15 protein-coding genes and 1 tRNA gene are annotated in these 11,458 nt (G+C 70.8%); 11 read left to right on the top strand and 5 right to left on the bottom strand.

What is annotated here, in order from left to right; genetic code table 11:
* Positions 1 to 181 precede the first annotated feature (181 nt).
* Positions 182 to 1,120 (bottom strand): agmatinase, encoded by a 939-nt coding sequence (speB, locus tag AB0A63_RS18685; RefSeq protein ID WP_360392462.1) that lies wholly within the window; start codon positions 1,118 to 1,120, stop codon positions 182 to 184.
* Between the two features lie 169 nt (positions 1,121 to 1,289).
* Here speB and AB0A63_RS18680 point away from each other — a divergent pair, with 169 nt between their 5' ends.
* The 10 genes from AB0A63_RS18680 to AB0A63_RS18635 all read left to right on the top strand — a co-directional run bounded on the left by AB0A63_RS18680 (position 1,290) and on the right by AB0A63_RS18635 (position 7,795).
* Positions 1,290 to 1,904, top strand: a complete 615-nt coding sequence (locus AB0A63_RS18680; protein WP_360392459.1) for a PucR family transcriptional regulator ligand-binding domain-containing protein — start codon at positions 1,290 to 1,292, stop codon at positions 1,902 to 1,904.
* On the top strand, positions 1,886 to 2,638 hold the full coding sequence (locus AB0A63_RS18675) for a helix-turn-helix domain-containing protein (protein WP_360392457.1): 753 nt from the start codon (positions 1,886 to 1,888) through the stop codon (positions 2,636 to 2,638). The genes AB0A63_RS18680 and AB0A63_RS18675 overlap by 19 nt, the downstream gene beginning before the upstream one ends.
* Before the next feature lie 143 nt (positions 2,639 to 2,781).
* Positions 2,782 to 2,853, top strand: a tRNA-Glu gene (locus tag AB0A63_RS18670).
* A 119-nt stretch (positions 2,854 to 2,972) separates the two neighbouring features.
* Positions 2,973 to 3,650, top strand: coding sequence for an SAM-dependent methyltransferase (locus AB0A63_RS18665; protein WP_360392455.1), 678 nt, complete (start codon positions 2,973 to 2,975; stop codon positions 3,648 to 3,650).
* A 26-nt stretch (positions 3,651 to 3,676) separates the two neighbouring features.
* Positions 3,677 to 3,805, top strand: a complete 129-nt coding sequence (locus AB0A63_RS18660) for a hypothetical protein (RefSeq protein WP_360392453.1) — start codon at positions 3,677 to 3,679, stop codon at positions 3,803 to 3,805.
* Entirely contained in the window at positions 3,802 to 4,104 is a 303-nt protein-coding gene (locus tag AB0A63_RS18655) for a hypothetical protein (RefSeq protein WP_360392451.1), read from the top strand. Before AB0A63_RS18660 ends, AB0A63_RS18655 begins: the two co-directional genes overlap by 4 nt.
* Before the next feature lie 36 nt (positions 4,105 to 4,140).
* Positions 4,141 to 4,803 (top strand): DUF4383 domain-containing protein, encoded by a 663-nt coding sequence (locus AB0A63_RS18650; RefSeq protein WP_360392448.1) that lies wholly within the window; start codon positions 4,141 to 4,143, stop codon positions 4,801 to 4,803.
* Between the two features lie 107 nt (positions 4,804 to 4,910).
* Entirely contained in the window at positions 4,911 to 5,594 is a 684-nt protein-coding gene (locus AB0A63_RS18645; RefSeq protein ID WP_360392445.1) for a M50 family metallopeptidase, read from the top strand.
* 88 nt (positions 5,595 to 5,682) lie between these two features.
* Positions 5,683 to 7,416: an arginine--tRNA ligase gene (gene argS / locus AB0A63_RS18640; protein WP_360392443.1), complete on the top strand. Its 1,734-nt coding sequence runs from the start codon at positions 5,683 to 5,685 to the stop codon at positions 7,414 to 7,416.
* A gap of 82 nt (positions 7,417 to 7,498) precedes the next feature.
* Positions 7,499 to 7,795 carry a WhiB family transcriptional regulator gene (locus tag AB0A63_RS18635; protein WP_360392440.1) on the top strand — a complete coding sequence of 99 codons (297 nt, stop codon included), beginning with the start codon at positions 7,499 to 7,501 and terminating at the stop codon, positions 7,793 to 7,795.
* A gap of 113 nt (positions 7,796 to 7,908) precedes the next feature.
* Here the strand turns inward: AB0A63_RS18635 and AB0A63_RS18630 are convergent, their stop codons facing one another.
* Entirely contained in the window at positions 7,909 to 8,640 is a 732-nt protein-coding gene (locus AB0A63_RS18630; RefSeq protein ID WP_360392696.1) for a SigB/SigF/SigG family RNA polymerase sigma factor, read from the bottom strand.
* A gap of 137 nt (positions 8,641 to 8,777) precedes the next feature.
* Positions 8,778 to 9,158 carry an ATP-binding protein gene (locus AB0A63_RS18625; RefSeq protein ID WP_360392437.1) on the bottom strand — a complete coding sequence of 127 codons (381 nt, stop codon included), beginning with the start codon at positions 9,156 to 9,158 and terminating at the stop codon, positions 8,778 to 8,780.
* Positions 9,159 to 9,334: 176 nt separating this feature from the next.
* On the opposite strand from AB0A63_RS18625, the gene AB0A63_RS18620 reads away from it, so the two are divergent.
* A complete protein-coding gene (locus tag AB0A63_RS18620; RefSeq protein ID WP_360392435.1) occupies positions 9,335 to 10,018 on the top strand; it encodes an ATP-binding protein in 684 nt (227 codons plus the stop codon).
* Positions 10,019 to 10,098: 80 nt separating this feature from the next.
* On the opposite strand, the gene AB0A63_RS18615 is transcribed toward AB0A63_RS18620, so the two are convergent.
* Together AB0A63_RS18615 and AB0A63_RS18610 are read right to left on the bottom strand one after the other, a co-directional pair.
* Entirely contained in the window at positions 10,099 to 10,449 is a 351-nt protein-coding gene (locus AB0A63_RS18615) for an STAS domain-containing protein (protein WP_360392432.1), read from the bottom strand.
* Between the two features lie 147 nt (positions 10,450 to 10,596).
* Positions 10,597 to 11,265, bottom strand: coding sequence for an ANTAR domain-containing protein (locus AB0A63_RS18610; RefSeq protein ID WP_360392430.1), 669 nt, complete (start codon positions 11,263 to 11,265; stop codon positions 10,597 to 10,599).
* Positions 11,266 to 11,458 lie beyond the last annotated feature (193 nt).

Here is an 11,458-nt window from a genome sequence, read left to right as displayed (position 1 = left end):
TGATCACGTGCTCTCCTTCAAGGACATCAAGCTCACCAGGTCGTAGGCCACCGTGTGCACTGTCTGCCACAGACGTGATGGTCGCGTGGTGATCACGTGCTCTCCTTCAAGGACATCAAGCTCACCAGGTCGTAGGCCACGGTGTGCACTGTCTGCCACAGACGTGATGGTCGCGTGGTGATCACGCGCTCTCCTTCAACGACATCAGCGACACCAGGTCGTAAGCCACGTGCGAGGCTGCCACAGACGTGATGTCCGCGTGGTCGTAGGCCGGGGCGACCTCGACCACGTCCGCGCCGACCAGGTTCAGCCCCCGCAGCCCGCGCAGGACCTCCAGCAGCTCCCGCGACGTCATCCCGCCCGCCTCGGGCGTCCCGGTGCCGGGGGCGTGCGCCGGGTCCAGCACGTCGATGTCGATCGACACGTACACGGGTCGTGCCCCGATGCGGTGCCGCAGCGCGTCGACCGTCTCGTCGACACCGCGCCGCAGGACGTCCGACGACGTGATGATGCCGAACCCGAGCCGCCGGTCGTCCTCCAGGTCCTTCTTGCCGTACAACGGCCCGCGCGTGCCGACGTGGGAGATCGCCTCCGTGTCGAGGACCCCTTCCTCGACCGCGCGGCGGAACGGCGTCCCGTGCGTGTAGGGCTCGCCGAAGTACGTGTCCCAGGTGTCGAGGTGCGCGTCGAAGTGCAGCAGCGCAACGGGTCCGTGGATGCGCGACACCGCCCGCAGCAACGGCAGCGCGATCGTGTGGTCACCGCCGATGGTCACCAGCCGGGTGCCCTCGGCCTGCAACGCCGATGCCGCGCCCTCGATCGTCTCGATCGCCGCGCCGATGTGGAACGGGTTGACCGCGATGTCCCCGCCGTCCGCGACCTGCACGCGTTCGAACGGCGACACGTCCAGGCCGGGGTGGTAGGGCCTCAGCAGCCGGGACGCCTCCCGCACCGCCGCCGGGGCGAACCGCGCGCCCGGCCGGTAGGAGACACCGGTGTCGAACGGGACCCCGACCACCGCGACGTCCGCGTGCGCCACCTGGTCCAGGCGCGGCAGCCGGGCGAAGGTCGCCGGGCCCGCGTACCGGGGGACCTGCGAGGAGTCGACGGGGCCGATCATGGCTTCACCAGTTCCTTCCCTGCTGCGCGTCCTGCCACCCACCGGAGATCCCGAGCACGTGAGCGGCGATCACCGCGTGGTCGAGGTCCACTGCCGGAACTCCTCGGGTTGCAACAGTAGGAACGCGGGCTGGCGCCGGTAAGCGGTTGCTCTGCACAATCCCGGGCTTGTGGTTGTGCAAACCGTCCCGTTGCGGGCGCTCGTGGCGCGTGCCGAGCTCGGGCTGACCGTCCTGTGCGGATCGTCCGGGCTGGACCGGCCGGTCCGCTGGGCGCACGTGTCCGAGCTGGCCGACCCGGCGCCGTACCTGGTCGGCGAGGAGCTGCTGCTCACCGCCGGGGTGCGGTTCCCGGGCGACGTGCCCGCCTACGTGGCCGGGCTGGTGTCCTCCGGTGTCACCGCGATCGGGTTCGGCGTCGAACCGGAGTTCCCGGCGGTGCCGCCGTCGCTGGTGCGAGCCTGTGCGGACCAGGGGATGCCGCTGCTGGCCGTGCCGCCGTCGACGCCGTTCCTGGCCGTGTCGCGGGCGCTGGGCGCGTTGCTCGCGGAGATCGCCGTGCGGGAGCAGCGGATGCTGGCCGAGGGCCAGCGCGCGCTCACCCGTGCCGCGACCCGCGTGCGGCCGGTGGAGTCGGTGCTGGCCGTGCTCGCCACCGTGCTGGGGTGCCGCGCCGAGCTGGTGGACCCCGCGACCGCACCGGACGACGTGGCGTCCCTCGTGGACCGGGTCGCGTCGGGCACCGGCCCCGTTCGGCCTCCACCAGGGTGGGTGACGACCACGTGACGCTCGACCCGGTCGAGGCCGCGGTGCTCGTGGTGCGCAGACCGGTGGCGCTCTCGCCGGCCGAACGGGCCGTCGTCGCCGTCGCGCTCGCGTTGCTGGGGCTGCTGCGCCGCGACGTCGAGGGGGAGCGCGGGCGGATCGCGCGCCTCGCGGCGGCGGCCCTGCTGCGCGCGGAGGCCACCGACGTGGAGGACGTGCTGGGGCCGGGCCCGCACCGGGTGGTGGCGGGGCGGTCGCGGGAGGACCACGACGTGCTGGCCCGGCGGTACGGGCCGCTGGTGTCGAAGCTCGGGGACGGGTTCCTCGCGCTGGTGCCGGCCGGGTTCGCGGTGTCCGGTCCGGTCGGCGTCTCCTCGCCGGTGCCCGCCGGCGTGCCGTCCGCCGCGGCCTTCGGTGCCGCCGCGGCCGAGGCCTCGGGGCTGCTGGCACGCGCAGTGGCGACCGGTTCCCCCGCCCTGCCCGCGTCCGATCTGACGTCCCTGCTGGACCCGGCGGTGGCGGCCGCGTTCGCCCGCAGGGAGCTGGCAGCGCTGCTCGGAAGGCCGGAGCTGGTCGAGACGCTGAGGGCCTGGCTGGGCCGGCACGGCAGCTGGGACCGCACCGCCGAGGTGCTCGGCGTGCACCGCAACAGCGTCCGGCACCGCATCGCCCACGTCGAACGGCTGCTCGGCCGCGACCTCGGGTCAGCCGACGCGCGGGCCGCGCTGTGGCTCGCGCTGACGTGGCTCGATTAATTCCTTTGCGGCGCCGTCAGGTGGTCGGTCATGATTGTTGCATGATCCGAGCAGATGAATGGACCGGAGCTCCGGCCAAGCTGTGAGCAGCTGAAACACCTTCTACGAATTACCTTCGAGCATTTCTTTTAATGCTCGTCCTCGGCGTGTTCGTCCAGTGGTCAGGACGTCGGACTCTCAATCCGGAAACACGGGTTCGATTCCCGTGCGCGCTACGTGGCCCGGTCTCCGTGGGGTGGACCGGGCCCGCCGTCAACCGGGTGAATGTCAGACGGACCCAAAGAATCTTCGAAAACTTCGCCCGAATGGTCTAGGCGCCAGTTACGCTCTGCGAATGGCTGCGGTCCCCGCCTTCGCGCGTTACGAGGTCGACGTACGTCGGCCGAACGCCGCGCGGATCCACGACTACTACCTGGGTGGCGCGCACAACTACGCCGCCGACCGCGCGTTCGCCAAGCAGGCGGTCCGGATCGACCCGGAGCTGCCGCTCGTCACCAGGGCCCACCGGCTCTTCCTGCGCCACGCCGTCCGGCACTGCTGGGAGTCCGGCGTCCGCCAGTTCCTCGACCTGGGCTCCGGCATCCCGACGTGCGGCGCGACGCACCAGACGCTGCCCGACGCCCGCGTGGTCTACGTCGACTCCGACCAGGTGACCGCCACGTTCGCCCGCGGCCTGCTGCGCGGCGAGCCGCGGGCGTGCGCGATCCAGGCCGACCTGCGCCGGCCGGAGCAGGTGCTGCGGCACCCCGGCGTGCTGTCCCACCTGGACCTGCGCGAGCCCTACGCCGTGCTGATGGTGGACGTCCTGCGCTACGTCGACGACGCCACCGGCCCCGGCCGGGTCGTCCGCCGCTACCGGCACGCGCTGCCCGCGGGCGGCTTCCTCGTCGTCTCCCACCCGCAGCCGGTCGAGGCGCTGCTGGACGGGCTGGAGGTCGAGGCGCCGTGCGTGGTCCCCGGCGCGTACGCGGGCATCGGGCGCAAGCCGCAGGCGGTGCCCGGCCGTATCTGACGACCCGTGCTGTCCTCTTTGAGTACGTGCGAGTCGGCATCGACGTTGACGACGCGGCGATCGACGGGCAGGACGCGCTGCTCGCCGCGCGCACCGGAGCCGTTGCACCTCAGCCGCGTCACGCGGGGCCCACCACCGAGGAGACCGCCGCATGAACCCGACCGATCCTCCCACCGGCACCGAGCTGTGGGCCGTCCTGCACGTCGACGAGTTCCAGTTCCGGCTCGTCAAACCGTGGAACCTCGACACCCTCGCCGCCGCGCTGCGCAACGCCGCCGCACGCGGTTCGCAGGTCGAGGTCCGCGTCCACACCGACCTCGACGCCGAGGCGACCGTGCTGGTCAACCCCGCGCGTGCGCGCGTCGTGCACGTCGCCAAGCGCAACGTCGTGGTGCCGCGCAACGGGGTGCCCGGCGTCTCCGCGCACGGTTTGACCGAGGTGATGGCGGGGTAGTTCTCCGGCGACCAAGTACGGAGCCTGGAGGGCGTCATGACCCACCGCGTCACTGTCAAGGTCGCCGGTCTGCAACCGGTGCAGGTGCTGGCGGCGCTCGCCGGCATCGCGTTCATCGTGTTCGGCGTCGTGGGCTTCACCCGCACGGGGATCGGCGACTGGACCGCGCACTCGTTCGTGCTCGGGTTCTCCGTGAACGCGCTGCACAACCTGGTGCACGTGGTCGTCGGCGTGCTCGGCCTGGTGATGGCACTCGGTTCCGGCCTCGCCCGGCTGTACGGGTGGCTGCTCTTCCTCGGTTACGGCGCCCTGTTCGTGTGGGGCCTGATGATCACCGGGATCGTCGCGCAGAACCCCGTGTCCGCGGCCGGCAACCCGTTGGCGCTCAACACGAACGACAACTGGCTGCACCTCGGCCTCGCCCTGTTCGGCCTGCTGCTCGCGGTCATGCCCGCCCGCCGCAAGCTGATCGAGGAGGAGCCCGAGCTGCCGGAGCCGCGAGAGGCGCACGACAACCGCCACGACCACGTCCCCGGCACGGTTGCGCACGACCACCTCGGCGACGACCACCGGATCGAGCCCGTCGACCCGGCCGTCAGCCCGCGCACGCAGGAGCCCATCACGAAGGAGCAGGCCGTGGTGGACCCAAAGACCGACCGCGTGGACCGCGACAAGATCTCCGACCGGATCAAGCACTAGCCACAACTCCCATCCGGACGGACGGACTCCCACACGCACTGTCCGGAGCCGACGCGCCGTGAGCAGCCCACATGCGGCTCTCACGGCGCGTCTGTTTCGATGTCGCGATGCTCTCGGACGAACTGCTCACGCACGAGGTCCTGATCACGTGGGGCACCGCGCTGGCCGCGTTCCTGGCCGTGGCCCCGTCCGCGGTCTGGCGCCTCACCCGCAACGTCATCACCATCGCCCACGAAGGCGGCCACGCACTGGTCGCGGTGCTCACCGGCCGCCGCCTCAGCGGCATCAAGCTGCACTCCGACACCAGCGGCCTCACCGTCTCCCGCGGCAAACCCCGCGGCCCCGGCATGGTCTTCACCGCACTGGCCGGCTACACCGCCCCATCACTGCTCGGGTTCGGCGCGGCCCTGCTCATCACCAACGACCAGATCCGCCTGATGCTCTGGATCACCATCGCGTTCCTCGCGGCGATGCTCATCATGATCCGCAACGTCTTCGGCGTGCTGTCCGTCGTGGTCACCGGCGGCGCGTTCTTCTTCATCTCCTTCTACGCCCCACCCGAGGTGCGCGACACCGCCGCGTACGTGTTCGCGTGGTTCCTGCTGCTCGGCGGGGTGCGCCCGGTGTGGGAGCTGCAGGTCAAGCGCTGGCGGCGGCAGGCTCCGCGTTCCGACGCGGACGTGCTGGCGTGGCTGACCGGCGTGCCGGCGCTCGGGTGGGTGACGGTGTTCGGGGCGGTGAGCCTGGCGGCGCTGGTCGGGGGCGGGGCGCTGCTGCTCGGGCGGTGGTGACGCGCGGGCAGCCGGAAGCCTCGGTGCCCTTCTCGTTTGCGGCGGGTGAAATACTGGGAGGCAAAGCCGCGGTCGAAAGGTGGGTTCAGTGCTGCGTGGGGATGTCGGGCTCGAGCTGGGCCAGCGGGTGGCGCGGGCGTTGCGCGCCGCTCTGGACGTGGACATCACCGCGGAGGAAGCGCTGATCCGACCGTCCAACCGAGACGGTGCCGACTACCAGTGCAACGTGGCCATGAGCCTCGCCAAGAAGGTCGGCCGCAACCCCCGCGAGGTGGCGCAGCTGATCGTCGAGCACCTCGACTCGGCCGACGCCGTGGAGACGCCGGAGATCGCCGGGCCGGGGTTCATCAACCTGCGGCTCACCCGCGGGTGGCTGGAGCAGCAGGTCGCGGGTCTGAAGGGGGACGACCGGCTCGGTGTGCCGGTCGTGGAGGAGCCGCGGCGGATCGCGATCGACTACAGCAGCCCGAACGTGGCCAAGGAGATGCACGTCGGCCACGTCCGGTCGACCGTCATCGGGGACGCGTTGTCGCGGCTGCTGGCGTTCGCGGGCCACGAGGTGATACCGCACAACCACCTGGGCGACTGGGGCACGCCGTTCGGCATGCTGATCGAGCACCTCGTGGACCTCGGGTTCGACGACGAGTTCGAGATCAGCGACCTCAACGGCTTCTACCAGGCAGCGCGGGTCAAGTTCGACAGCGACCCGGCGTTCGCCGACCGGTCGCGGCGGCGGGTCGTGCTGCTGCAAGGCGGGGACGAGGCGACGCTGAAGCTGTGGCGGGAGCTCGTCGCGGAGTCGCAGCGGCACTTCGACCACATCTACGACGTGCTCGGCATCAAGCTCACCGCCGCCGACACCTACGGCGAGAGCTTCTACAACCCGTTCCTCGCGGACACGATCACCGAGCTGCGGCAGAAGGGGCTCGTCGAGGAGTCCGACGGCGCGCTGTGCGTGTTCCCGCCCGGCTTCAAGGGGCGCGAGGGCGACCGTCAGCCGTTGATCGTGCGCAAGAGCGACGGCGGGTACGGGTACGCGACCACCGACTTCGCGACCGTGCGGTACTGGGTGCGCGAGCGCGAGGTCGACCAGCTGATCTACGTCGTCGGCGCGCCGCAGACGCTGCACTTCCAGATGATCTTCGCGACGTCCCGGCAGGCCGGGTGGCTGGACGACGCGCACACGGCGGTGCACACGCCGTTCGGCACGATCCTGGGCGAGGACGGCAAGACCATCCGCACCCGCGCCGGCGGCACGATCAAGCTCGTCGACCTGCTGACCGAAGCCGTGCAGCACGCCGAGAAGGCCATCCCGGAGACGTCCGAAGTGGAGGGTGCAGAACGCGAGGAGCTCGCCCGCGTCCTCGGCATCGGCGCGGTGAAGTACGCCGACCTGCACAACGACCGCGAGAAGGACTACGTCTTCTCGTGGGAGAAGATGCTGGCCAAGACCGGCGACACGTCCGTGTACGTGCAGTACGCCAACGCGCGCACGCACTCCATCGCGCGCAAGGTCGGTCGTACGGCCCCGCAGGACGCCGCCATCACGCTCGCCGAACAGGCCGAACGCGACCTGGCGCTGAAGCTGTTGCAGCTGCCCACGGCGGTCAGGGCGGCCATCGAGGACCTGGCGCCGCACAAGCTGACGGCCTACCTGTTCGACACGGCCACGGCGCTGTCCACGTTCTACGAGACCTGCTCGGTCATGAAGGCGGAGACGCAGGAGCTGCAGGACTCGCGCCTGCACCTGCTCGCCCTCACGAGCCGCGTGCTCACCCTGGGTCTCGACCTGCTCGGAATTTCCGCCCCCGAGCGGTTGTGACCTGGGCCGAACAGGTTTACCGCCGCACGAGCAGAGGTACGCAGTGATCGCAACTCTTCCGCCCCAGCCTTAGGGAGTCGCGATGACCTGCACGACCCGCCTGCCCAAACCGGTCACCGACGTGTGGGACTGGCAGATGGAGGGGCTGTGCCGCGGCCAGAACAGCGCCATCTTCTTCCACCCCGACAACGAGCGCGGGTACGCCAGGGCAGCGCGTGAGGAGAAGGCCAAGGCCATCTGCTCGCACTGCCCGGTGCTCGCGCAGTGCCGTGCGCACGCCCTCGAGTCCCAGGAGCCCTACGGCGTGTGGGGTGGCATGGGCGAGGACGAACGCCGTCAGATCATCTCGGCGGCCCGCCGCCGTGTCCGCGCCGCCTAGCTTCGCCGCGACCGCAAGTCTGCTTTGCGTCTTCCGGGGCAAGTGATGACGAAACCCCGCGCCCTCGTTTCGGAACGAGGACGCGGGGCCGTGGGAACAACAGCTGTAACCGGTCATTCCTCCAGGACGTCGCGCAGCTGCCGCAGCGTCTTCGCCAGCAGCCGCGACACGTGCATCTGCGAGATGCCGACCTTCTGCGCGATCTGCGTCTGGGTCATGTTGCCGAAGAACCGCATGATCACGATCTTGCGCTCGCGCTCGGGCAGCTTCTGCAGCAGCGGGTGCAACGCCTCCCGCTGCTCGATCATCGCGATCTCCGGGTCCTCCTCGCCGATCGTGTTCCCGAGGGAGATCGACGAGTCGTCCGACATCAGCATGTCGTCCAGGGACGCGCTCTGGTAGGCGTTGCCGGCCGCCAGCCCCTCGTGGACCTCTTCGCGGCTCAGGCCCAGGTGCTCGGCCAGCTCGGACGGCGTCGGCGCGCGACCCAGCGACTGCGACAGCCGCGAGGTGCCCGCGTTGATCGCGAGGTGCAGCTCCTTGAGCCGCCGCGGCATCCGCACCGACCACGACGAGTCTCGGAAGTACTTCCGCACCTCACCCATGATCGTGGGCACCGCGAACGACAGGAAGTCGCTGCCGCGCTCGGGGTCGAACCGGTCGACCGCGTTGATCAGGCCGACCGTCGCCACCTGCACGAGGTCCTCGTGCGGCTCACCGCGGTGGCCGAACCGGCGCGCGATGTGCTGGGCGACCGGGAGGTGCTCGGTGACGAGCCGGTCCCGCAACGTGTCGCGCTTCGGGCCGGCGGGCGTCGCGGCGAGCTCGGCGAACAACGGCGCCAGGTGATCGTAGTCGCCACCCTTGCCGCTCGTCGACCCGGTCGAGGACTCAGCGGCCTCGGCCGGCTCGGTCGTGGCCGCCGTGCCCTGCGCGTTCTCAGCGGTCTCCGAGGCCGTGGCGGTCGCCTCTTCGGAGCCGGTCACTCATCCACCGCCCCTGCCGAGGACTTCACGAGGTCGATGTGGACCACGAACCCCTCGGTCTCGGCGGCGTCGTCCTTCACGGAAGTCTCCACCGAGTCCACCAGCGCGGTCAGCACGCGCCAGCCGAAGCTGCCCTCGTCCGGGCCCGCTGCCGCCTTGGCCGACACCTTCGCGCTCACCCGGACCGCACCCGCGGCGTCGACCGCGAAGTGGCAGCTCAGGACCGCGTCGTCGGCGGCGAGCGTGATCAACGTGGAGCACGTCTCGTCGACCGCGAGCTTGAGGTCCTCGATCGCGTCGAGGTCGAAGTCCTGCCGCATCGCGATGTCCGCGGCTACCGCGCGCGCGATGGAGAGCTGCGTCGGGTCCACTGCCATCCGCAGTTCGACCCCTGACAATTGCGTCACACCCACCTCGTAGTCCGTTCTGCTCTGAAGGCTCTCTGGGCCGGCATGTCACTGCCTTACCCGAACCGATCTCATTTCACACGTGTACTGACCCCGTGCCCAGGGAAATCACCTGCTGGAGGCAGGAGATCAAGGGGAGGAGAGTCGTGCTGGTGCGAGAGGACTTCCTGGCCCTCCGCTTCCCCGCGGACGCACACGAGGTCGGGCCCGTTCGGCACCGGCTGCGTGACTGGTTGCGAGGCGGCGGGTTCACCGACGACGAGGCCGACGACCTCGTCCTCGCGGTGAGCGAAGCGGTCAACAACTCCGTCGAGCACGCCTACCCCGGTTCCGAGCACGGCACGGTCGAGGTGCGCGCCCGCATCGAGAGCGACGGCACGACCGTGGTGGACGTCATCGACCACGGCCGGTGGCGCGTGCCACCACCCGCGCTCACCACGCGCGGCAGGGGACTCCTGCTCATGCGGGAGAGCGTGGACGACGTCGAGATCCACCGCTCGCCGAACGGCACCACCGTGCGGCTGCGCAGGACCCGGTCGCCCGTGCCCGCGACGTACGACACCGCACCCGACTGCCACGTGCATGCCTACGAGACCTCCTCGGGCGTGGTGGCGGTGGTCCGCGGTGACGCGCCCGCCGAGGCGGGACCGTCGTTGCGGCGGAGGCTGGTCACCGCCGCGCGCGGCGGCACCGTGCCGCTGACCGTCGACCTGAGCGGTCTCGGCCCGCGGCGCGAAGGCATCGCGCACGCACTGGCCGAGGTCGCGTCGGCGCTGGCCGCGGCGGGCAACCGGCTCACCGTGGTGCCGGAAGCCCCGCAAGCCCCCTGAGCCCGATGGGTCTCGGCTCAGGCCGGCACGCGCAGTCGTCGTAGTCGTCCCGGGCCGGGTTCGTCCCAGGTCAGGTGGTCTCAGCTCAGGGCGGCGTCCACCGAGTCGTGCACGGCGAGCACCTCGCCCAGCCCGGTGGCCTCCAGCGGACGCGTCACCGCGCGCTTGGTCGCCACGACCTTCAGGGTCGCGTTGCGCTGGGGGGCCAGCCGCGCCGCCTCGACGAGCACGGCGAGTCCGGCGGAACCCAGGAACGTCACGCCGGTCATGTCCACCACGAAGGTGCCACCGTCGGTGAGGCCGTTCACGAGGGCGTCGCGCAGCGTCGGCGCGGACACCATGTCCACCTCGCCGGACACGGCGAGCACCGTGACGCCGTCGGACGGCTGCCGGGCCGACAGCTCAATGGTCTGCGGGTCCTGCACAGTCACCGATCTTCTCCCTACTCGGACCACGGGGAGCCGCCACAGCAGCGGTCCCCACCACGCGGCTGCTGGCTCAACCGCTGCGACATCACCGTACGGGAGAGGTCGCTCGACAGGACAGGTCGCTGCTTCCGTACCCCGGTCGCCGAAGACTCAAACCTGCAACTCCGCCCAAAGTTCGCGAGCGGTGTCATAGGCGGTCCGCGGCGGCACCGTGACGTCCTCACCAGTGTCCTCCAGGTCCCCGCCGACCACGAGCACCAGGGCCGCCGCGACGTCGCGGAGCTTCACGTTCGCGTGCTGGCTGGCCCGCACGAGCAGCTCGAACGCCTCGCCCGGCCGGCATCCCCGCGCACCCACCAGCAGCCCCTTGGCCTGCTCGATGTAGCGCCGGTGCTGCACCATCCGCACCATCTGGTCGGCCCGCAGGACCTCGCCGGCGCAGAACTGCACCACCGCGGCCGCCGTCGCGAGCAGCGGCTCGATCTCCTCGACCACCTTCAGGTCCTCGATGCCAGCCGGGTGGTCCAGGTAGACCGTCAGCACTATCGGTCCGCTGTCACCCCAGCTCCCCGGCACCGCCACCACGTGGTGACCGCCGAGCTCGGCGGTCACCTGCCGCTCGTCGCGGGAGGCGTCGACGAGTGGTCCCTCCCCGGCCTCCACCTGCGCCCGGTCCAGTTCCTGCGCCACGCCGACCGCCCGCAGCACCGCCCCGTCGGGCCACACCGACAGGCCCACCCCGCGGCAGCCGTCGAGCTGCGCGCCGAGGTGGTCGAGCAACCGGGAGAGGAGCTCCGGCCCGAATTTCACCTGGTCCACGCGGACACGTTAGGCCGCGCCGATCGGACTGACGAGATGGGTGGTCATCGGCGCACGACGAACGGTTGCGCGAGCAACGACGTGGCCATCCGCCGCGCTTCGGCCCCGAACAGCTCGGCGCGGCATTTGATCCAGTTAACGCTCCGGACCCGGAACGGACACGTGTTCTGAACCACAGTCAGCCAGAATTCGT

Origin of the sequence: Lentzea sp. NPDC042327 (assembly GCF_040647275.1) — a bacterium.
In the GTDB taxonomy this organism is placed as follows: Bacteria; Actinomycetota; Actinomycetes; order Mycobacteriales; family Pseudonocardiaceae; genus Lentzea.
The sequence above is the reverse complement of the archived record's forward strand: the minus strand, read 5'-3'. Positions and strand labels throughout refer to the sequence as shown.